Annotated in this window: 23 protein-coding genes; all 23 read left to right on the forward strand. The window is 57.6% G+C overall.

The annotated features are described in order from the left end of the window. The first annotated feature begins 23 nt into the window (after positions 1–23). The 23 genes from ACYVOC_RS04550 to ACYVOC_RS04660 all read left to right on the forward strand — a co-directional run bounded on the left by ACYVOC_RS04550 (position 24) and on the right by ACYVOC_RS04660 (position 21,802). Positions 24–1,742 (forward strand): GspE/PulE family protein, encoded by a 1,719-nt coding sequence (locus tag ACYVOC_RS04550; protein ID WP_461161001.1) that lies wholly within the window; start codon positions 24–26, stop codon positions 1,740–1,742. After that, a complete protein-coding gene (locus ACYVOC_RS04555) occupies positions 1,735–2,943 on the forward strand; it encodes a type II secretion system F family protein (protein WP_461161002.1) in 1,209 nt (402 codons plus the stop codon). Before ACYVOC_RS04550 ends, ACYVOC_RS04555 begins: the two co-directional genes overlap by 8 nt. A 24-nt stretch (positions 2,944–2,967) precedes the next feature. After that, complete coding sequence (gspG, locus tag ACYVOC_RS04560; RefSeq protein ID WP_461161003.1) at positions 2,968–3,417, forward strand: type II secretion system major pseudopilin GspG; 450 nt, start codon at positions 2,968–2,970, stop codon at positions 3,415–3,417. Positions 3,418–3,458: 41 nt separating this feature from the next. Continuing rightward, positions 3,459–3,944, forward strand: coding sequence for a prepilin-type N-terminal cleavage/methylation domain-containing protein (locus ACYVOC_RS04565; RefSeq protein WP_461161004.1), 486 nt, complete (start codon positions 3,459–3,461; stop codon positions 3,942–3,944). Next, positions 3,941–4,369, forward strand: a complete 429-nt coding sequence (locus tag ACYVOC_RS04570; RefSeq protein WP_461161005.1) for a prepilin-type N-terminal cleavage/methylation domain-containing protein — start codon at positions 3,941–3,943, stop codon at positions 4,367–4,369. The genes ACYVOC_RS04565 and ACYVOC_RS04570 overlap by 4 nt, the downstream gene beginning before the upstream one ends. Further along, on the forward strand, positions 4,366–4,977 hold the full coding sequence (locus ACYVOC_RS04575; RefSeq protein WP_461161006.1) for a prepilin-type N-terminal cleavage/methylation domain-containing protein: 612 nt from the start codon (positions 4,366–4,368) through the stop codon (positions 4,975–4,977). Before ACYVOC_RS04570 ends, ACYVOC_RS04575 begins: the two co-directional genes overlap by 4 nt. Continuing rightward, positions 4,974–5,885, forward strand: a complete 912-nt coding sequence (locus ACYVOC_RS04580; RefSeq protein WP_461161007.1) for a type II secretion system minor pseudopilin — start codon at positions 4,974–4,976, stop codon at positions 5,883–5,885. Before ACYVOC_RS04575 ends, ACYVOC_RS04580 begins: the two co-directional genes overlap by 4 nt. 251 nt (positions 5,886–6,136) lie before the next feature. After that, positions 6,137–6,883: a PilN domain-containing protein gene (locus ACYVOC_RS04585; RefSeq protein WP_461161008.1), complete on the forward strand. Its 747-nt coding sequence runs from the start codon at positions 6,137–6,139 to the stop codon at positions 6,881–6,883. Then, positions 6,880–7,422, forward strand: a complete 543-nt coding sequence (locus tag ACYVOC_RS04590; protein ID WP_461161009.1) for a GspMb/PilO family protein — start codon at positions 6,880–6,882, stop codon at positions 7,420–7,422. The genes ACYVOC_RS04585 and ACYVOC_RS04590 overlap by 4 nt, the downstream gene beginning before the upstream one ends. Then, the gene (locus ACYVOC_RS04595; RefSeq protein ID WP_461161010.1) at positions 7,419–7,919 is read left to right on the forward strand and encodes a hypothetical protein; all 501 of its coding nucleotides are present in this window, start codon (positions 7,419–7,421) and stop codon (positions 7,917–7,919) included. Before ACYVOC_RS04590 ends, ACYVOC_RS04595 begins: the two co-directional genes overlap by 4 nt. A gap of 26 nt (positions 7,920–7,945) precedes the next feature. After that, entirely contained in the window at positions 7,946–10,291 is a 2,346-nt protein-coding gene (gene gspD, locus ACYVOC_RS04600) for a type II secretion system secretin GspD (RefSeq protein ID WP_461161011.1), read from the forward strand. Between the two features lie 59 nt (positions 10,292–10,350). After that, the gene (locus ACYVOC_RS04605) at positions 10,351–10,800 is read left to right on the forward strand and encodes a hypothetical protein (protein WP_461161012.1); all 450 of its coding nucleotides are present in this window, start codon (positions 10,351–10,353) and stop codon (positions 10,798–10,800) included. Positions 10,801–10,970: 170 nt separating this feature from the next. Continuing rightward, positions 10,971–11,852, forward strand: a complete 882-nt coding sequence (locus ACYVOC_RS04610; RefSeq protein ID WP_461161013.1) for a hypothetical protein — start codon at positions 10,971–10,973, stop codon at positions 11,850–11,852. 126 nt (positions 11,853–11,978) lie between these two features. Further along, positions 11,979–13,082, forward strand: a complete 1,104-nt coding sequence (locus ACYVOC_RS04615) for an FG-GAP repeat domain-containing protein (RefSeq protein ID WP_461161014.1) — start codon at positions 11,979–11,981, stop codon at positions 13,080–13,082. 25 nt (positions 13,083–13,107) lie between these two features. Beyond that, positions 13,108–13,980: a peptidyl-prolyl cis-trans isomerase gene (locus tag ACYVOC_RS04620; protein ID WP_461161174.1), complete on the forward strand. Its 873-nt coding sequence runs from the start codon at positions 13,108–13,110 to the stop codon at positions 13,978–13,980. A gap of 137 nt (positions 13,981–14,117) precedes the next feature. Next, positions 14,118–15,095 carry a glycosyltransferase family 2 protein gene (locus ACYVOC_RS04625; RefSeq protein WP_461161015.1) on the forward strand — a complete coding sequence of 326 codons (978 nt, stop codon included), beginning with the start codon at positions 14,118–14,120 and terminating at the stop codon, positions 15,093–15,095. A gap of 287 nt (positions 15,096–15,382) precedes the next feature. Then, entirely contained in the window at positions 15,383–16,342 is a 960-nt protein-coding gene (locus ACYVOC_RS04630) for a glycosyltransferase family 4 protein (protein WP_461161016.1), read from the forward strand. Then, positions 16,330–17,253: an NAD-dependent epimerase/dehydratase family protein gene (locus tag ACYVOC_RS04635; protein WP_461161017.1), complete on the forward strand. Its 924-nt coding sequence runs from the start codon at positions 16,330–16,332 to the stop codon at positions 17,251–17,253. Before ACYVOC_RS04630 ends, ACYVOC_RS04635 begins: the two co-directional genes overlap by 13 nt. Beyond that, a complete protein-coding gene (locus tag ACYVOC_RS04640; RefSeq protein WP_461161018.1) occupies positions 17,250–18,074 on the forward strand; it encodes an ABC transporter permease in 825 nt (274 codons plus the stop codon). Before ACYVOC_RS04635 ends, ACYVOC_RS04640 begins: the two co-directional genes overlap by 4 nt. Positions 18,075–18,077: 3 nt before the next feature. After that, complete coding sequence (locus tag ACYVOC_RS04645) at positions 18,078–19,301, forward strand: ABC transporter ATP-binding protein (RefSeq protein WP_461161019.1); 1,224 nt, start codon at positions 18,078–18,080, stop codon at positions 19,299–19,301. Then, the gene (locus ACYVOC_RS04650; RefSeq protein WP_461161020.1) at positions 19,283–20,197 is read left to right on the forward strand and encodes a lysophospholipid acyltransferase family protein; all 915 of its coding nucleotides are present in this window, start codon (positions 19,283–19,285) and stop codon (positions 20,195–20,197) included. The genes ACYVOC_RS04645 and ACYVOC_RS04650 overlap by 19 nt, the downstream gene beginning before the upstream one ends. Next, entirely contained in the window at positions 20,184–21,152 is a 969-nt protein-coding gene (locus ACYVOC_RS04655; RefSeq protein WP_461161021.1) for a methyltransferase domain-containing protein, read from the forward strand. Before ACYVOC_RS04650 ends, ACYVOC_RS04655 begins: the two co-directional genes overlap by 14 nt. 110 nt (positions 21,153–21,262) lie before the next feature. After that, the gene (locus ACYVOC_RS04660) at positions 21,263–21,802 is read left to right on the forward strand and encodes an acyltransferase (RefSeq protein ID WP_461161022.1); all 540 of its coding nucleotides are present in this window, start codon (positions 21,263–21,265) and stop codon (positions 21,800–21,802) included. Positions 21,803–21,842 lie beyond the last annotated feature (40 nt).

Consider the following 21,842-nt stretch of genomic DNA (forward strand, 5'->3'; position numbering starts at 1 on the left):
TATTTTTACCGAAGGTGCAGGCAATGACTTCTTTGACTGAGCCGGGTGTTGCTAATGGTTCGGATGTCGTCGCTCTCAAGCTGGGGGAGATGCTGTTATCGACCCAGAAGCTTTCGCGCAACGATCTGGAGCGTGCGCTGGAGGTTCAGCGCTCCTTGGGTGGGCGCCTGGGGCGGCTGCTGATAAGTCTCGGATTGGTTTCTGAAGTGGACGTGTACATGGCCCTTGCACGTCAAGCGGGGTTGCCTTTGCTGCGCCTGGAGGCATTCCCTAAAAACAGGCCCGAGACATCGAAACTCAATACCAGCTTTCTCTTGGCCAGCAACCTATTGCCTTTGGGCGACACGGACGAAACGGGAGCCATTCCAGATTTTGCGTCCGCCGACCCTGGAAGTGCGCCATTGCGTGATGCCTTGCGTCTCGTTTTCGGCGCTGTCCCGAATATTGTTTTTGGCCTTGAATCTGAAATATCAAGCCAACTCAACGAATGGTATGTTGAAGGCGCTGAGGAAGACCTTGGAGATGGAGAGGGCCAGCAGGAGGCATCTGAGTTCATTGAGCATTTGCGTGATATGGCCTCCGAAGCGCCCATCATCCAGCGGGTGAACCAGATCTTGTCACAGGCCGTAGCGGCTCAGGCTTCAGATATCCATATAGAAAACTATGAAGATCGATCGGTTGTTCGCATCCGTGTCGATGGTGAGCTGTTTCCTATCGATGACATCGAAAACAAGGATGCTCCGGCCATCGTATCGCGCATCAAGATACTTTCGCAGCTGGATATCGCAGAGCGCCGCATGCCACAGGATGGGCGCACCAAACTGCGCGTGCATGGTAAGGAAATAGATGTGCGGGTCTCCACCGTACCTACCGCATTCGGTGAATCGGTGGTCATGCGCCTGCTTGAAAAGAACTTTGACTTACTGTCTTTGGAAAGCCTGCATTTCACACCGCCTACGCTCCAGTCCCTGCGCCAGTTGCTGAGTGTGCCGCATGGTATTTTGCTGGTCACAGGCCCGACAGGGTCAGGAAAATCCACCACTCTCTATGCATCGTTGCAGCAGCTTGAAGGCGAAAACCTGAAAATCCTCACCGTGGAAGACCCGGTGGAGTACCGATTGCAGTGGCTCAATCAGGTACAGGTGCAACCCCAGATTGGTTTGACATTTGCCAAGGTGCTGCGCTCGTTTTTGCGGCAGGACCCCGACGTCATCATGATTGGTGAAATGCGGGATGGGGAAACCGCCGAAATTGCAGTCCAGGCGGCACTGACAGGCCACATGGTTATGTCCACCCTGCATACCAACAGTGCTTTGGGTGCCATTGTCCGGCTTATCAACATGGGGGTTGAACCCTATCTCATCACGGCGTCTGTGATAGGGGTGCTCGCACAGCGCTTGGTGCGTAAGCTTTGTGACGATTGCAAGGCGCCGCTTTTGCCAGACCAGGCGCAGGCAGCGGCGATGTCACTGGGTGCGCCACTGCGCGAAGGGCAGGTGCTCTACAAAGCGGTCGGCTGTCCCAATTGTCGCAACACAGGTTACCGCGGACGACTGGCGATCCATGAGTTACTTCTTTTGACGGAAGACATGAAAAGAAGGGTGCTTGAGCAAGGATCTTCCATCCGCGACGAGGACGGAACCTATGCCGGAGGGAACTTGTTGCAGGATGGAATCACCAAGGTTTGCTTGGGCCTGACCACTGCAGAGGAAGTTTTGCGCGTCGCTCGTCAAAATGACTGAATTTCAATACGATGGGTTAACGATCGACGGCAAACCGTGCCAGGGCAGCGTGCGCGCGCCGAGCGCTGAGAACGCACGGTTGCGGCTGATCGGGCAGGGGATCACGCCCGTACGAATTACAGGGGGAGATGCTGCGCCCGTGCCGCAGACTGAGCAACGCCGTGGGGCCAAACTCACGCGCAGCGAGGTCTTGTTGTTCAGTCGTGAAATGGCGCACCTCAAGCAAGCCAACATGCCGCTGGACAAAGCGTTGGCCATGCTCAAAGGCATGGCGGAAACTGACCGCCTGAAGGCCTTCATCGCCAAAGTGGAAGAAGGCGTGCGTGGTGGTAAGTCGCTCTATCAGTCATTGCTGCCGTTCGAGCGGGATCTTGGGCGCCAGTACCTCGTTCTGATCCGGGCCGGGGAAACCTCCGGCTCGTTGCAAGTGGTTCTGAAGGAGCTCACGGTACAACTGGAGGCGCAGGACAAACTCCGGAACTACGTGATCTCGTCGATGACCTACCCCATCATCCTGCTGGTCGTCGCGGTGCTTTCGGTTGTGTTGTTGCTGGCGTTTGTGGTTCCGCAGTTTCGGGAAATTTTTGACTCGATGGGGGATGCCTTGCCCTTTTCGACCCAGCTTGTCGTTCGTCTCAGTGACCTGATACGGTCTCATTGGATGGCCATCATGCTCGGCATGACGGTGGTTTTGTTTTTAGTGTCTCGCTGGGTGGCTACAACAGCAGGGCGGTTGCAGGTGGACAGCATGTTGCTCGGCATGCCGCTGTTCGGAAAAGTGGTCCGAAACCTCCAATTTGCCGTCTATTTTCGAACGTTTGGAATTTTGTTACAACGCGGCGTACCCATGGTCGATGCCTTGCGTATTGCGGTTGATACCTTGACCAATGTGGCCTTGCGCAAAGACATTGAGCCGCTCGTTGGCATTGTGAAAACGGGCAAACGACTGTCTGCCGGGTTTTCCTCTCCCTATTTCAATAAAACGAGCGCACCCCAGCTGATTCGTGTGGCCGAGGAAACGGGGCAACTTGACAGTACATTGCTCAGTCTGGCCGACCGCTATGAAGACGAAGGTCGGCGCACCATGGGGCGAGTTCTGGCTGCAATGGAGCCTCTCATCATCATCATCCTGGGCGCATTCGTCGCATTTATCATCATCGCCATTCTTGGCGGCGTACTGTCAATCAACGACACCATCTGATTATTTTCTGTTCGAGGATTTTTCATGCAAAGCAATACCAACAGCTGTTATTTCAGCCGCGCCACGCAGGCGCGCCGTTCCGCAGGTTTTACCTTGATCGAGTTGCTCGTGGTTCTGGTTATTCTGACCTTGCTGGCGGGACTGGTGGGGCCCAAGGTGCTCGACCAACTGGGGGGGGCCAAGTCCAAGACCGCGCGGGTTCAAATCGCCGAAATTGAACAAAGCATCGATCTTTTTAAGCTGGACGTGGGACGTTATCCCAATGATGCTGAGGGTCTTCGCGCACTGACGGATCGCCCTGCCACGGCGCCCGGCTGGAACGGCCCCTATTTGAAAAAGGGATTGCCCGCCGACCCCTGGGGCGCAACCTATCTTTACAAAAATCCTGGGCGCAACAATGCACCCGATATTTTCTCTCTGGGTGCGGATGGAAAAGCCGGTGGCGATGGGGACAACGCCGATATCTATAACTGAAGTGTGAGCGTCCTCGATTTTTATCCGGTGAACTGATCCGCATGCGTTGCCTTACACCGGGAGTGCGCCTGAGAAATATGGGGTTCACCCTGTTGGAGTTGCTGGTAGTGCTGGTGCTTGCTGCTATTACTGCGTCCGTGGTGGGAGGGGGCGCCCAGTCTTTCATGGAGCGCGCGCGCTACCACCAGGCAGTCCGCGATGTTGCCACCCAACTCAACCAAGCGCGTGCGCTGTGTATTCAGGAGGGGCGGGCCGTGGTTGTGGCTTACGAGCCACAGAACCGCCAACTCTCGGTGGATGGAAAGCCGTCCATGGCAATTCCCGCGTCACTAGAGGTGGAGTGGAGCCCCGCCGAGCGCCCGACCAAGGACGCTCCCGCCGTGGGAGAGGCGCTCTTTGTATTCAATCCCGACGGTGGTGCCCGTGGTGGCCGACTGGCGGTCTTGCGCGGAGGTCTGGGTGTTGTTTTCCGCGTGAACTGGTTGTTTGGCACGATCGAGCAAGCCGCCATAGCGGCCAGTGCATGATGCAGGCGCACCATCCCCTGCGTGCTTCGGGTCGAGAAGCACGCCAGCAAGGGTTCAGTTTGCTGGAAGCACTGGTTGCCATGGTCATTGCCGCCATGGCGCTAAGTACGCTCTACAGAACTGTGGGCCAAAGCTCGAAGAACGTGGTGGACGTTGGTGCACGGGTGGAGGCTGCGTTGGTGGCCCGGTCAGCGCTTGCTGCTGCGGCCTACGCAGAAGACCTGGAGCGGCAACCGACTGGGCAGGCCGGTGACTGGTACTGGAGTATGCAGGTGTCGCCTGAGCAAGTGCAGTTGACGGAGGCAGATGGGCGGCCCGCAAGGGTTTTGCGCGCAGCCAATGTCACAGTCCATGTCATGCGTACGAAAGAGGGGCCTGTGGTATTGACTTGGACGACCTGGAAGCCCTATCGGGCAGCGTCATGACCCGTTTCATCCGGCCACAGAGCCGTGGGTTCACACTACTCGAACTGCTTGTCGCCCTGGCTGTCACGGCTGCGGTCGTTACATTGATGTTCGCTGGTTTTGGTGTGATCGGGCGCACAGAAGAGCGCAACCAGCGGCTGATCGATCGTACCGAGCACATGCTGGTGGTAAGCCAGTGGCTAGGGCGTAAATTTGACACGCTGCGTTTGCTCAGTCGGAATGACAGCGGTGCTTTCGTGAACTTTTTCAGTGGCACTGCCGCAGGCGCCATTTGGGTGGCACCATTGCCCGAGCGTGGCGAGGCCGGGGGGTTGTATGTGTTTCGCATCACTCCCCTGCGGCACGAGAATGGCCGAATCGATCTGTCCGTGGAGGCGTTGCCATACGATGGCGTGCTCACGGCGCTGGACTGGAATCGCGCCCTGCGCGAGACGCTGCTGAAAGATGTTCGGACGTTGCAGTGGTATTACCAGGACGGTCGCACCGCGAAGTGGGTACAGCAATGGGATGCTGCCAAAGCGCAGTATCCCGCCCGTATCAAGGTTGAGATCGCCGATGAGCGCGGTGACTGGCCCACCCTGGTTTTTGCGTTGGCGAGGGCACGATGAAAATGCCACGCCGACACCAGGGAGCGGCGCTGATACTGGTGCTCTGGCTGGTGGCCGCGCTGTCACTGGTCGTATTGGCCAGTGCCCATGGGATTCGCCAGCAAACCCGGCATATGGGGCTGAGCCTTGAGCGCCTGCGTTCAGAGTCGGTGTTGGATGCCGCTTTGCAACTTATTGCGCAACGCATGGTGTCTGAAAAAGGCACGGCTGCTCAATACCGCCGCCAGCGCATGGTTCTGGGGGGCAGCACAATATGGCTCGAAATTACTCCTGCGAATGGGCTGGTGGATATAAATGTCGCCAGTGATGCTCTTTTCCAGGCACTATTTCAGAACGTGGGGCGGCTTGCTCCGGGAGAGGCCGCCGTAATGGTGTCGCGGGTGCGGGATTTCATCGATCCGGATGACGTTCCCAGCGGCATTGGTGGTGCCGAAGCTGCGCAATACAGGGCTGCAAATTGGCCCGCCGTGCCCCGCAATACAGGGTTGGATGATTTGTCTGAGCTGAAGGCAGTGCTGGGAATGACACCAGCTCTTTATGAGACAATCTTTCCCTATTTGAGCATCAACGGACAGCAGCGCATCGACATCCGTTCGGCGCCCTCCGCACTGATCGATGCACTCACAGGCGAGTCAGGGCTTGGTGCGCGTATCCATTCCTCTCCCTCTGACACGCAAACAAGCGTGCCACTTTCTGGGATCGCTGCCGAATTTTTTACTTCTGCCCCTGCCGGTGGAGCGCAGGCTCTAAGGGTGCGGGTTTTTATGCAGACTGAAGGCGGGCGATGGTGGCAGCGCGAGGCGTGGATTGATCTTAACGAGCGCCCGGATGGGCTGATGCCTTGGACAACGCTCTCACTCGAGCCAACGCGCCGTGTTAACAATCCGGAACAGGAATTCAAACCATGACAGGTAGGGGGCCGCTATCTCTTCGCGTGCGCGTCACGCTGGATCGACTGGCCTGGGGTTTTAGCGATCTCAGGCGCGCAATGGTGGAACATGGAATATGGCCAGCAAGCGCTCGCATCGTGGTGTCTGCCGACGGTGGGCATTGGTCTGTGACCGGAACCCGTTTGCGCGCCAGTGCAAAGCGACGCAAAGCGACCGGCCTTCTGGTACCAGAGACCAACTGCCTGTGGGGCACCATGCAATTGCCCAGCATGCCCAGATTGGAACTCAACGATGCCGTGCAAGAGGCCTTGTGGCGCGTGTCACCCTTGTCTCCAGAGCATGTGGTGGCAACCTGGGATGCTGTGCCAGCACCCCAGAACGGGTGGGCCGTCGTGTGGGGCGTGTGTAAACGCAGCGATCAGGATGATCTGCTGACCCAGCAAGGTCTCGCATCGGATGCGGCTGTTTACCTGACCTACCATGGGCGGGCCCTTGCTGTGCGGGGTAAGGCATGGCAACGACAGCTCGGGCGCCAGCGCTGGGTCGATGGCATTCTCGTCGGCTCATTGCTGTTCATGCTGGGCGCGTTGTCGGTGCCCGCACTCATGCCATTGGTCTTGCAGCGACAGGCCGTAGTGCGTGCCGTACAGCATGTCAGCATGCTCGAGCCCAAGGCGGCGCCGTTGCGCCAGCAACTGGACGAGCTGCGGCAACAGGCACAGCTGGCGCAAGAATTGCAACAAAGCATGAGTACCGTACCACCCCTTGCCAGCGTGGTAGACCGATTATCTGAGGCGTTGCCAGACGACGCTTCGCTGGATCGCATCGAAGTCAATAACAACGAAATCCGGATTGCGGGCTTGACCGGTAACGCCACCGAGCTGATTGCGCACCTGGGGCGCCAGCCTGCGTTCGCTGAGGTACGCGCTACAGTGGCCAATGTGCGTGACAACACCCTCAATAAAGAGCGCTTTACATTTGAGATGCGCTGGCGTGGGGAAGGGGTCAAGCCATGAACACCTGGACGCGCCGCGCCATTGGTATTCTGATTTTGCTGGCACTGGGAGGACTCGCTGGTGCAGGTTTGGTTTATCGTGCACTCTGGACGCGGTATGACGGGGCACTGCAGCAATTGGAATCGCGCAGTGAACGACTCGATGGCGTGGTTGAGGCGGGTCCCGATATCGAATCGCTGCTTGGTGATGCGCGCTCCATGGTTGCGCCTTTGCTGCATCCCGCTGGCGAGAACGCTCCGAACGACGTTCAGCAAAAACTGCGTGAGTTGATCGTAACCGCTGGCGGCACACTTGTGTCTTCACAAGTGGCGTTGGAGCCGGGGGCAGATGGCAAACTGGCACGCATCCGGCTGACGGCGACAATCTCAGGCGAGTGGCCCAAGCTTGTGCGTTTCATGGAAACGTTGCAAACCCATCGACCCCCCTTCTGGCTGCGCTCTGCGACGCTCTCGCGAGAAGGAGTAGCAACCGGTCCACAAAACGCTCGTGTGACCCTGCAGCTTGAAGCTCCCCTCGCACCGGGAAAGGCGCAGCCATGATAAAACCCTGGTTTCTTGTGCCTGTGTTGGCCGTTTCAGCCCTCGTCGGTAGCGCCTATTGGTGGCACACAGAAAAGAACACTTGGATCCCACCGACGGCACGCCGGCCGGAACTGCCTCGTTTGGAAACGATGCCCCAGATGCCGGTCATTCGCGCGGTGCATGCAGTGCAGCGCCCGGTGTTCTGGACATCACGCCGCCCCGTAGACACAGCGGTACCCAAGAAAGACTTGGGAAACGAGTTGACGCAGTCTCGTTTGACGCTTGTGCTGGAATCGGGCAGTACCCGCGTAGCGATTTTGCGGCGCCAGGACGGCAGCATACTCAAAATCACTACCGATACCCAACCTTGGCGCATCGAATCATTCGATGGCCGCAATGCCGTCTTCGTGTCCGCAGATGCACAACGCATTGAACGACCGCTGGAGGCTGGAAGTCCTGCGCAGGTCAAGGCGCCCATCCAAGGGATGGGGCGCCCGCCATTGGCAAACCAATAAAACCGCAAATACCGGAGTTACCAACTATGAATATTCGGCCATCCCTCCTACTGCTGGCCTTGCTGGCTTCAGGTTGTGCCAGCGTGCCCGATGCTCCCACTGTAACCATTCGATCCGAGCCTGCGGCAGCCCCCAGCGTGGTCAACGAAGACAAGAGGCCAGAGCAGGACGATGCCATAAAGCCGTCCGCCGGACCGCTCGCAGGAGGGGGCGCTGGTTCGCAGAAGGCGGTAGATAAGAAGTCATCATCTAGCTCCCGGCTTTTCCCAGGAAACGACCAGTTATTCAAGCGTGACATTGGTCCCCGGGTAGACCCTGTGCTGGCCACTGGCGATAAGGTCGCCCTCAATTTTGAGAATGCCACGGTCGGCAACCTGGCAGCAGCCCTGCTGGGCGACCTGCTCAAGCTCAACTACACCATTGACGCGGGTGGCGATGTTGTAGTCAGTCTGCACACGCGGCAACCACTGCTGCGCAGCCAGGTTCTGGATGTACTGGACGCTGTGCTATTGCCGCACGACCTGGCCATCGTGCGCGATAACGCGGGGGTGTACCACGTTACGAAACGCACGGTCACTGTCGGTGCCCGTCCTGTGGTGGGTGCGGCGCGTTTCAAGGATCTGGCCGGCGCAGGCACCGTCATCGTGCCGCTGAATTACATTGCCGCTGCCGAAATGGCCAAGATTTTGGCGCCCATAGCGCCACGAGAAGCCATTGTCTATGTGGATGGCATGCGTAATCTTCTTGTGCTGCAGGGTAGCAAAGCGCAGCTGGGCGGCTGGCTGGAAATGGTGGAGGCGTTTGACATCGATTTTCTGTCCGGCATGTCTCTGGGCGTGTTTGTGCTGGAAAACGCTAACGTCAATGTGGTGCGTGATGCATTGCAGGCAATGCTAGGGTCGGACAAGCAATCTGACCCTTATGGTTCATCCAGTTCTGGGGCCGTTTCAGCTGCTGGAGTGGCGCCGACGTCGGGAGGGGGGGCTGCGGCGGCGGCCACTGCTGCCAGCAACCCATTGGCGGGATTGATTCGTGTGATTCCTGTCGAACGGCTCAACGCACTGGTCGTTGTTACGCCACGTAGCCATTTGCTTGCCCAGGTGGAGACGTGGATTCGGCGACTTGACCGTCCATCGGACGCTTTGGAAGCGGCGCTGTTCGTTTATCCCGTGCAAAACGGCTCCGCGGCCCATTTGGCGGAAATGTTGAATGGCCTATTTGGCGCCGGAGGCGGTGCGAAAGCGGGCGTGGCGTCAGGCTCTGCGCCAACACAGTTTGGATCAACTGCCAATGCAGGTTTGGCCAGTTCTGGCGCAGGCACGGGCGTAAAAACGGGCGCTAGCAGCAATGCCTCGGCGGGTGCTACGGCTCCCTTTGGCTCAGGTTTGGCGGGAATGCCCGCCAATAACACGCAGGCCACATCGGTCAGCCAACTCGATGGCGACGTCCGTGTGGTGGCCGATGTCAAGCGCAATTCCTTGCTCATCCGTGCCCCGCGTAATGAATACCGCCGCATCGAAAAAGCCCTGATAGAACTGGACAAGGCACCAGCGCAAGTGCTGATCGAGGCCAGCATCGTCGAAGTGAGCCTGATCGGAAATCTGGCCTACGGCGTGGATTGGTATCTGCAGAATGTTCTGAGTGGCGGACGTGAAGGACAGGCCTTGCTCAACATGAATGGCAGTGGCGGCATTGGTGCCAAGCAGCCGGGGTTCTCGTACACCATCGTTAACAAGGCGGGTGTTGTGCGTGCCACGCTCAATGCACTGGCAGAAAAATCCCAGTTGCGTGTGTTGTCCAACCCCTCTGTTTTAGTGCTGGACAACCACAACGCCACCATCCAGATCGGCAAGCAGCAGCCTGTCAAGAGTTCGACCACTGCCACGGGAACGCTTGTGACGGAATCCATCACCTACAAAGACACTGGTGTGATGCTCTCCGTCACCCCCTCCGTCAACGCAGGCGGCCTGATCACGATGGATATCATGCAGCAGGTCACTGATGTGGGCGAAATCGATGCGGCCACCGAGCAGCGCAGCTTTTTAACACGCCAAATCCAGAGCCGGGTAGCAGTTCGCTCTGGCGAGCCCTTCGTGCTGGGTGGCATGATCCGGGAAAACGAAACCAATGGCCGTAGTGGTGTGCCGGTTCTATCCGATATCCCTTTGTTCGGAGCGCTTTTTGGAATCAGCAGCGACAAACGCGAGCGTACCGAGCTGCTGGTGCTGATAACGCCCCGCGTCCTGGAGGACGACGACGCATTGCGAAGTGCCAGCGCTGAGCTGCGTCAGCGTATGCGCTCACTGTCTTTGCAGGCGTTTCCCCGAGATCTTACGGGTGACTCGGTGACAGTCCCAGCATCCCAGAAATAAGCCTGGCGCAGGCGTTTTGGATACATTTCAGTATCCTCATACTTAAGGAGAAAGAATTCATGCACTTGTGGACCAATCGCCGACAACTTATGCTGTATTTGGGGGTTCCTGCCTTGGTACTGGCCATCAGTGGCTGCGCCAGCACCGCCAAGCTGTCACCCGAAGCGGACCGCTTGGCTTTGGAGCAGCGTGCCAAAGCCTATTGGAATTTGATTCAGGCCAACGATCGCGTGCCTGCATGGGCTTTCGAGCTTGCGTCCAAGGATCAGAGCATGACTTTGGACGCCTATCTCAAGCGCGGCGGTGTTCTATATGATGCCATTGAGGTGCGCGGTGTGCGCAGTATCGATGGTGATGACGCTGTGGCAGACGTATGGATGCGCTACAGCCTGCCCCTGCTGCGTATCAAGACGCAAGAGGGTGTTGTGCAAGATGCATGGCGCCGCGTTGATGGCGTGTGGCACCATGTGCAGCGGCGCAGCTCGATGTTTCCCGACGAAAAGCGCTAGGCTTGTTGTTCGAGTGCAACAAAAACAGATGAATTCGATTTCTGGATAGTTTTGATTGAAAACGTGAAACTCTCCAGCTAAGATAGCACCAACCCAAACGAAGTGACGGATGGGTTGCATATCCCGCAATCGTGGGGAAAGCTTCCTTCAATTATCTAAGGACTTAGAAGATGAAAAAATTTGCAATGGCAGCCGTCGCGGCAGCAGCAATGACCGCCGGCGTGGCACAGGCGTACACCTCGGGCACATTCAGCAACGGTGTTGTGGTTCCTAACGTGATCCACAATGGCGCTACTGATACCACCGCTGTGGGTGTGATTTCTAACGGCGCTGGTGGCGTGTACTGGACGTTCTTCGGTCAGGACTCTCAGCACATTACCGATGGTTGCATTCCAGTGACCAACAACATGTTCAAGGGTTTTACCTGGGCTGATCCAGCGATTTCGGGTACGGGTACTGCAGGTGTCCGTGGCTACTTGGTTTTGGTTGCTGCTGATAGTTGCACCGCTGGTGCGCCTTCGTCTACGGCAAAGATCGCAGCTAATGCTTTCCAGGTGGATGTTGCTTCCCAAGACGTGGCATTTGCTCCAGTGATCGATGGTCCTTTGACGCTTGATTTTGCTGGTTCTGGTACAACAATCACCACCATGGGTCCTACGACTCTGACGGCGGTTGGTGGTGCGGCGCAAGTGGCAGCTGCTACGACTACTACGTTCAACATGCGTTACTACATTGATGGCGCAGCTGGCGGCACCGATACCCGTATCGTCGTTTGGTCTACCGGTGATCAAAAGCGTACGCACACGGTCGATATGTACGACAATGCGCAGAACCGTAAGTCGGTTAATTTCGCGCTGGCGCACACGGAACTGGATTGGTTCGATCCTGAAACCATTGTGGGTCGCCCTGCATCCTTTACCGATGGCTTCATCGAGTGGAACGCAACGGCTGCTTCTTTTGCGCCTGCTACTGCTGCAAGCGTGTTTACCTACAGTGTGATGGTTGCTCCCGCTTTTGGCGCAGTGCAAACCGTTCTGGGCGCACACCGTTAAAGTAATCTGATTCAGGCGATGCCTTGTGGTATCGCCTGAATTAACGCTGCTTCGGCTACGGGTCGAGCCAGCGATACAGTATAAAAAATAGCGCTTTCGAGCGCTATTTTTTTTGGAGCTTTAGATATGGTGTTGGATTCAGTGGTGGGTAGAGGGTTTCTGTGGGTGGTTGTGTTGTTGGCAGGAGGATGCCAGATGGCGCCCTTATCGACCTCTCATGGATCTGTTGCTGCATTGGAGGCGGTGGTGGCTCCAACGCAATTGACCATTGAGGCGCCTATGGCTTGGGGAGGGGCGTTGCGCTGTGGTGTGCAAGGTTGCCTGATCGGGCTTGTCGAACACGAAAACAGCAAAATCGTTGTGCACAAGCTCGACGGACGCAAATCGCGTCTTCTGGATCGACAGTCGGTCGCCTATCACCCTGATTCGGCTGCTTGGATTTCGGATTCATTACTGGTGGCCGCCGTTGAAGAATCCACTAGCCTGGATATCTTCCGGGTAGAGGGAGAGCGGTTGGCGCGTTTGCAACAGGTGCCTATTGGCTTTGCGCCACGTGACGTTGTAGTTGTGCAGTCCGCTGCAGGCGTTCACACCCTGTTGGCCACGCCATACACTGGTCAAAAGGTTGCATGGGTGCAATGGCATGAAGATGGCCGTGAGGCGGTCAAGGTTCAGCACACAGTGTGGTGCGAGGCTCCATGGCACCCCGTCAAGGTGAAAAAAATCCCAGGACAGGCGAGCGGCGGGTTGGTGGTTGCCTGTCTCGACAGCCGCAAAGTGGTCGCCGTTTCGGAGACCGATTGGCTTGCACAGCCACGCGTCTTGGCGCAGTTTGACAGTATTGCGCGACAGGTGAGGCCGTCGCCCTCTGGACTGTGGCTTTATGCCGCACTTGAAACGGGTGGTCGCAACGCGCGTATCAATATGGAAACAGGGGTGCTCCAATGGATTGTTGCTCCACCGACGGGCAGTGTGGCAGCCGCTCCCATAGATGATGATCTGGTGATTTGGGGGGATGATCGTCAGCTGCACCTCCAGCAGCTTGATGATCAAGGCGCTGTCCAAGAGACACGCTGGCTCAAAACAAGCGGATTTTCTACCGGCCTGCAGCTGGTTGATGCAGACCACGATGGCGTACAAGACCTCGTCGTTTTCAATTCGTCGGGAGACAAGATGGATGTGATTTATGGACCTTTGTGGGAACGTGCCGCCAAAAAAGCATTCCATTGAGTTTTGAAATAAAGAGGCTGTGGAAATGATGCATCAGTTTTTTAAAAACCTTGTTTTTAGCTTGGCCGTCGCCTTTGTGGGCGCAGGGGCGTCAGCCCAAACCAGTGAAAAGCTAGGTACGTTTCTGAACGGTGAAGCCATCACCAAAGATGACTTATCGGCCTATGTTGAACGACGTATTGATCTTAGGGGAGCGGTTCGTAACGCCTATGGCGTGGAGTCGGTGCTGGGTGAAATGGCCCTGACCCGTGCCTTGTCGATGGAGGGCGAGAGCAAAGGTGTGCCCCGGCGTAACGGAAAAGAGGGCGATCGTTTTGATGATGTCTATGGGCAAGCCATTTACCAAACCTTGCTTCCGTCCTGCAAGCGACCGGATGATCCAGTAGCGATACGCAAGTATTTTGATGAACACCCCGATGCTTTCCGTGTCCCACCGACGGCCCGCCTGAGCCGTGTGATGCTGCCAAAGGCTGCCAGCATTGAGGGGCTGCCTGCTTCAGAGTGGATGCTCCAACGTGCGCAGTCCATCAGCTCAAAAGTAGAAACATTTGAAGAAGCGGCGCTACGCGCGGAAAAAGTGAACGGGCTTGATCCGCAGGGCGACTTGGGATGGGTTACGTTGACCGAAGACTTGGCCATCATGCGAGCACTTGCTTCTGCCAGCCAGGGTGAAATGATCGGCCCTGTACAGGAGGGTGATTTTGTTTATCTATTTTTGGTCATGCAAAAACGGGAAGCTCGCCAACTGGCCTGGGACGAAGCGGCCGCAGGAGTGCCCCAGCGTGCAGAAACCTATTGCCGACAAAAAGCGAACGAAAACATCAAAGACGCGATGCTGAAAAAATATGGATTCAAGCCAGATCAGGCGGCAATCAAGGCTATGTTCGACAAGAAGTAACCATGTAGCGCCCACATGTTGTATCGGTGACGAGCGAAGTACAATCTTCGGTTGCCTGCTTTGCTGAGAACGCCGGGTGCCTTGTGTTCGGTAGCGAGCGGGCGTTTTTGAGCAGGCGCGTACGCAACTCCTTAGACATGAATCCTATCCGCGCTTCTATTCTGATACCTGTCAAAAATGGCGGGAGTTTGCTGGGCGACGTATTGGACACCGTTTTGGCGCAGGAGGCTCCATGGGCCTTCGAGATCATTGTGGTGGATTCCGGCTCATCAGACGGCTCTGTTGAAATGGCGCGCCAGCGTGGTGTGCAAGTGCATACCATTGCTCCTTCTGAGTTTGGGCATGGCCGTACGCGCAATCTTTTGGCTTCTATGGCGCAGGGTGAATTTTTGGTGTTTATTACACAAGATGCCAGGCCTGCCAGTCCCCATTGGCTACGACACATGGTGGAGGCTTGCAGTGCCGAGCCTTCCGTGGCAGGAGCTTTTGGCCCACACCTGGCACACCCGGGTGCGCGCTATGTCACGCAACGGGAGTTGGTTCAGCATTTTGCCGGGTTTGGGCAGCTGCCCAGTGTGGTGAGGCTGGAAGACCGCGCCCGCTTTGACAGCGATCCGGGTTACCGGCAGTGGTTGCATTTCTTCTCCAGCAATAACGCTTGCATACGACGCTCTGTATGGGAGCACCTGCCGTTGCCCGAGGTCGCATTTGCCGAGGATCAGACCTGGGCGTTGAGCGCGATCAAGGCCGGGTATGGCAAGGCATATGCGCCCGATGCAGCGGTGTACCATTCGCACGATTTCGGCATATGGGAAACCCTGCAGCGCAATTTTGACGAAGCGCGCTCGTTTCACCGCTATTTTGGCTACAAGGTGCAAGCCAGTTTGCACCGTGCGCTGGCGTCAGGCGTGCAGCTGGCGCGACGCGACGCTGCGTGGCTTCGTGAGCAGGGGTTGGGTGGCTGGCATCTGGTACGGCAGACGGTATTCATGGCTTTCATTGAGCTGGCCAGGGTGACCGGACAGTATCTGGGTACGCAGCATGAGCGTTTGCCGCACTTCGTGTTGCGTTCAGTCTCACGCGATGAGCACTTGCAACGCGCGGGGGCTGTTTAAGTATTATGGCCCTTGCGTTCATGCAGAGAATCCGGCGCGTGCGCCAAATGGTTCGTAGCGATGGCGTGGCAAGAACCGCGCGCATGGTTTGGCGTCGCTTGCGTCATGGCTCGGCCAGCGGGCCTCGCACCGATGTATTTCAGCACTACGATTTTGCCTTGCCCTCGGTGTTGGCAGCGCTGCCAGGGCAGCCCCAAAAGGGCTCACTCCTGTGGTTTATTCCCGATTTCAATGTGGGATCGGGCGGACATCTGAATATCTTTCGTACCATCTGGCACCTGGAGCAAATGGGATACACCTCCAGCATCGTGATTGGCAGGCCTGCGATGCACCACGATGCAGAGGCGGCGCGTGCAGCGATTCGCGAGCATTTCTTTCCCTTGCAGGCACAGGTGCTACTGGGACTGGAGCAGTTGCCTCCCTGCGAGTTTGCGGTGGCCACGGGGTGGGATACAGCGTACCCGGTTCGTGCGTTCAGCGGTGCGCAACACAAGCTGTACTTTGTGCAAGACTACGAGCCCTCTTTTTATCCGGTGGGTACCGAGTCGGTGCTGGCAGAAAACACCTATCGTTTTGGTTTTTTTGGCATCACAGCGGGCGACTGGCTTGCCCACAAACTGGCGTTGGAATATGGCATGCAGACGCATGCGGTCGGTTTTGGCGTAGAGCTGGATCGTTATCGCCGGATGCCTCGTCGTGAACCCCAAGTGCGGCGCGTGTTTTTTTACGCACGGCCTCCCACTCCACGGCGTGCGTTCGAGATCGGTCTTTTGGTTCTGAATGCGGTCTGGAAACGCATGCCTGATACGCAGTTTGTACTGGCAGGATGGGATACGGCGGGGTACCGCATTCCTTTTCCGCACCTGGCCTGCGGTACGGTGGCGCTCGATCAGTTACCTGATCTGTACAGCCAGTGCGATGTGGCGTTGGTGTTGTCTCTCACGAACGCATCCTTGCTGCCGTTGGAGTTGATGGCCTGTGGTTGCACAGTTGTATCCAACCGGGGTCCGAATGTGGACTGGCTGCTGAACGACGAGGTGGCCGCGCTGGTGGATGCGACACCTGAAGATTTGACGGCTGCAGTTTGTGCCCTTCTGGAAGACGATCGACGGCGCCATGCCTTGAGTGCGCGCGCAGAGGTTTTTGCCCGTGCACAAACTTGGGGCGCTGTCGCTGAAGAGTTTGAGGCAGGTTTGCTGCATGCACGAGGGCAACCCGTGCGAAGTGACGCCAGATGCGTTGCGTGATTCTTGGTGGGGCGGGGTTTCTAGGGCGCCATATCGGGCGCGCCATGGCCGCTGCCGGTGGGGATGTCTGGGCTGTGGATCTGTCGGTAGCGGCGTTGTCGGGCGATGCTTCCTGGTTGGCTGGCGCTATTGAGGCCGACTGTTTCGATGTCTCCGCATGGTGGGATCAGTGCGGTGGTGCAGATGTGGTGGTGCACCTGGTTTCGTCTACCGTTCCGGCCACGGCAAGCGCAGATCCAGTGCAGGATGCGCAGACCAACCTGGTGGGGAGTCTGCGTTTGCTACAAGGACTGCGTGTAAGGTCTGCGCGGCCCAGGCTGCTGTTTGCATCGTCAGGTGGGGCAGTGTATGGGCGTCCCCAGGCAGTACCGTTGGCGGAGTCGCATCCGACAGTTCCCATGGGGGCCTATGGCGTTACCAAGCTGGCGCTTGAGCACCACTTGCGCATCGAGGAGGTACAGCATGGTTTGCCACACCGCGTCTTGCGTTTAAGTAATCCCTATGGCGAGTGGCAGCAGCCTCATGGTATTCAAGGCGTAATTGCTGTATTTGCGCACCGTGCGTTGCAAGCCCGGTCTGTGGATGTCTGGGGCGATGGCTCAGTGGTGCGCGATTTCGTGCACGCTGCCGATGTGGGGCGTGCGTTTGTGGCAGCGGCGCAGCACGAGGGCGCGTCGCGGGTGTTCAATATTGGCGGTGGCACGGGGCACAGCATTAATGACATCATTGACTCCCTGGAGCGGCTGCTGGGACGCGCAGTGGAGCGGCGGGTGTTCCCGGCGCGTCCCTTTGATCCCCCGGTGAATGTGCTGGACATCCGGCGGGCGTACGATGAATTGCACTGGAGTCCGACAGTGGTTTTTGACGAGGGTGTGGCCAGAGCGCTTGACTGGCTGAGGACTGTGCCATGACGCAGGCATCTTCCCGCCCGGTAGCGCAGCCCCATGGAACGCCAAGGAGCCCACGCCAGTTGTGGGTGCTCTGGCGGTATTGGATGGTGCGTGAATTCAAGACCCGCTATGCCGGCTCAGTCCTCGGTCTGGCCTGGGCGTTTGTGCAGCCTGTGGCCAGCCTGGCGATTTTTTACGTTTTGTTTGGCCTGGTGCTGGCGGTTCGCGTGCCTGGCCTGGACGTGAACAATGGATACTTGCTGCATTTGCTGGCGGGTCTGGCGGTCTGGTTGCCGTTCACCGATGCCATCGGGCGGGGTGTCGGCAGCCTGGTGGCGTATGAAGATTTTCTGCGCAAGCAGCCCATGCCTGCAGAAATTTTGCCCGCCGTCTCGGTGGGTGGGAGCCTTCTGGTAATGGCCATCGGCTATGGCTTGCTGCTGGTGCTTTCGATGGCGCAGGGGGTTGGGCCTTCCGCCTCGTGGGGATGGTTGCCTCTACTTGTACTGGGGCAGGTGGTGTTGACGTTTGGCTTGACCTTGTTACTCAGCATGGCGCATTTTCTCTGGCGCGATGTGGGCTCGGCGGTGGCTTTTGCGTTGCAATTGTGGTTTTACCTTACGCCGATCGTGTACCCCTTGGCCCAAGTGCCTGAGCGGTTTCATGCCTGGTTTTTGTTCAACCCGCTGGCTTGCCTGGTGTTGGCCGTGCAGGGCAGTGTCTTCAACATGCCTATGCCTGCGGGCACTCCCTGGGCTTTGTTGGCGTGGGTGGTTTTGCTCGGTGGCGGAGGGTGGTGGTTCTTCCGTTCGATGAAGTCGGCATTGGGCGAGGCCTTGTGAAGCATGACCATCCGTTTTGAGAATATCGAAAAAACATACATGGTGTATGCCCGTCCCCAGGACCGTCTGTGGGAGTGGGTAACGAGGCAGCAACGTCACCGGGTGCATGTGGCTTTGGCCGGGATTGATTTCGAAGTGCATTCGGGTGAGACTTTTGGCTTGATTGGCGAGAATGGCGCCGGTAAGAGCACATTGTTGAAGATTGCAGCGGGTACCATCCGGCCCACCCGGGGGGGGGTCGGCCTGCAAGGGCGTGTAACAGCTTTGCTGGAATTGGGCGCGGGGTTTCATCCTGAAGAATCAGGCCATGACAACATCCGGTTCATGGCAGCCTTGCACGGGCTGGAAGGCATGGCCATGGAAGACTTTGTCGTTCGGGCTATCGCATTTTCAGAACTGACAGCGGAGACACTGGAACGCCCGGTCAAGACGTATTCCTCTGGCATGTTCATGCGCTTGGCGTTTGCGGCAGCTACGGCCATAGAGCCGGATGTGCTGATCGTGGATGAAGCACTGTCCGTGGGGGACATGCATTTTCAAAAAAAGAGTTTGAACCGCATTTTGGGAATGCGCGAGCGTGGAGCGACCATTCTTTTTTGTTCCCACAATCTGTACCAGGTGCGCAGTCTTTGCCAGCGCGCGGCCTGGATCCATGGGGGGCGCATACAGGCCATCGGTGCCACCGAGGATGTGGTGACGGCGTATGAGGCCCATGAGCGCAGGCGGTATGCCCATCTGCGTGCCGCCGACAGTGATGCGGGGGCGCAGCAGGTGGCATCTGACAGGCCCGTGGCGTCGTCTGCAGATGTGCCACTGGCAAAAATTGTGCGCCTGACGATAGAAACTGCCGATGGCATCAATCCGGCGCAGGTGGATTCTTTTCAGGACATGACGGTGGAAATCGAAGTGGAGGCCTACAACGATGCGGCTTTTCACGTGGGGTTTTCTATTGTTCGCCCCGATAAAGACAATGTGTTTGGTACCAGTACGCAGTTTCAGAACGCCTTGCGTCCGATGAGCGGTGCTGGGATGCACCGTTTGCGTATACGCTTTCCAGCGTTGCCCCTGCTCTCGGGCGAGTATCTCTGGAATGTCTACACATTGGACGACACCGGTATTCAGGTGCTTGACATGGCTGAGTTGATTCAGCCCTTTACGGTTCTGAACCAGAAAAACCGTGAATTTGGTCTTGTGTGGCTCGAGCATGAATGGCTTTCCGTGACATGACGAGCGATTGGCGTCTGCAATACGGATACCCAGCGTTGGCCAAGCTTCCTGGGAGTCTCCCCTGGAAGCTGGCTCCCCGGTTGGGGCGCGATCCAGCGGCGATTCGTCGTGCGACGGCGGACTATCTGGTCATGCGTTTTGGTGAGGTGTTTCCTGGGGTCGACGAGACTCAACGGCGCCAATGGGCTGCGGCGCATATGGATATGCTGGCCCTGGAATTGATGGACTCTGCCGCAGTGTCACGGATCGGGACAACGGGTGGTCCTTCAATAGAACTCACGGGTTGGGAGCACGCGCAGTCATTGGTGGATGGGGGTAGGGGGTTCATTGTGGTGCTCACCCACTTTGATCGACTTTTGACCGCACCCATCGCGCTGGCGCGCAAAGGCCTTGCCATGAATGCGCTCACCATGCCTGTGCTGGATAACCCGGAACTCAGCCCAGCGCACCGACGGTTTTTGATGCGCAAAATCGAAACTTTTACCCAGGTGATTCGTGGGCAGTACCGCAGTTCCAGTGACAGCTTGCGACCTGTCCATGAAGGTTTACGTGCAGGGCAGGTCTGGATCATTCTGGCGGATGTGTGGAGTCCAGAGTTCAACCGTCTGCGCAAACACCCTTTTTTGGGTGGGGAGATCAGTCTTCCCACAGGTATTGAGCGTCTGGCCCAATCGACGGGTGTACCACTGCTGCATGCGATCACTTATTCGCAGGGACCAGATCGGTTTTCGGTGGTGGTAGAGCCTTTGCCAGACCATCCGAAAAATGCAATGGACGCGGTGATTCAGCGGCTGCACCACGATGTCCGGGAACGTCCATGGGCGTGGTGGCAGTGGGGTGTATGGGATCATCTATGGCAGAAGTCTTCTCCGGAGGTCTCACTTGAGCGATATTGAACGATACAACTATGCTTTCGATCCTGAAGGGGATGACTGGGCTGCCCGTTTGCTGCGCCGTTTGCCAGCGCAGGGGGCTGTGCTTGAGCTGGGCCCTGGTCCTGGAGCCATGACCCGGGTGATGATTGATCGGGGTTATCGGGTGACTGTCGTCGAGAACGATCCCGGTGCACTCCAGTGTCTCCAAGCCCTGGGGGTGGAGGTCATTGCAGCGGATCTGGAGTCCGATGACTGGATTGAGCGCTTGGAAGGGCGGCGTTTTGACGCCATATTGGCGTGTGATGTGCTGGAGCATCTTCGTCAACCAGATCGGGTGCTCGATGCGTTGGCCAAGTTGATGCAGCCCATGGGGCAGTTGATCATCTCTGTTCCGAATGTGGCTTATGCCGGTATCGTGGCAGGACTGACGCTCGGCATGTTCGACTACACCGAAAAGGGCTTGCTGGATCGCACGCATCTGCACTTTTTTACACGGCGTAGCATCGAACGCATGTTGTTTGAGTGTGGCTGGTCGCCACGCTCATGGGAAGCCTGCAGACTGCCGATCGAGCGGAGCGAGTTTGGCCGGTTCTGGAGTGTGTTGCCAGGGGCTATGCGCCACAACCTCAGTAGCGTCTGCTCTGACTTTGATGTGTATGAGTGGATGGTTGTCGCCACGCTTCCCTTGGATGCGCCGACCTGGGAGCTCAAGAGTGCGCATTCCGAGATGGAGAAGCTGCGGGATGAAATGCAGGCATTGAAGCTGGTGCATGCGCAGGAACACGCTTCGCTGTTGGAGCACCAGAAAGCCTTTGCGGAGGCCAAAGAGATCATTGCATCGCAGCAGGCGGATTTGAAGGCGCTGCAATCAGGAGTAGAAAAGCTGCAGGCCGAGAAGGAGGCGCTGGCGGTGCTGGCGGCTCCCCCTCCTGCGCCGCCGACGTGGCGGGACAGGCTTCGGCGGCGGCTCGGATAGTTTGTTGGCGTTGCCTCGCTATGCTGCTTGGAGTCCCTGATTTCACGCCCTCGCACGAGGGCATTGACCGCCTTGGTGTACGGTGCCGCGTTGACCCAACGGTGTCTGTAATGCGCTTTGGCCCGCCGACGGAACGGCTGTGTCTGGCTGACGAGGTCAGCATCTATGGGTATGTGCGTCTGGTGCTGGGGGATGTGGCAGCCGATCCTGCCGTCGGTATCGAGATTGGTTCCCGTACCATCATCAACGTAGGTTCTTATTTGTCGGGTGAAGGTGGTTTGAGCATTGGGAACGATGTGCTGATTGGAGCGCATGCCAAACTTCTGTCTGCCGGGCATGCCATCGACGGCGGAGACCTTGTGATTGCACGCAACGCCATTTCCCGCGGCCGGATTGTGGTGGAAGATGGTGCGTGGATTGGCGCGGGTGCGACGGTCTTGGAGGGCGTGCGCATTGGGCGCGGTGCAGTAGTGGCTGCGGGGGCCGTGGTGCGCCAGGATGTGCCGCAAGGCATGGTTGCAGTTGGCATACCGGCCCGCATCATCCGGTCGCGGCGCATGATGGGAGAGGACATGGAACCGAAGGTGCTGCAAAAGAGAGGCTGGGCGGTTCGTTTAAAGGACGCTTGGCACAGTTTGCGACAACCATGAGATGAAAGTACCAATGCGCAGTTTTGAGGTTGCTCCATGG

The sequence above is a fragment of the Simplicispira piscis genome (assembly GCF_054783455.1).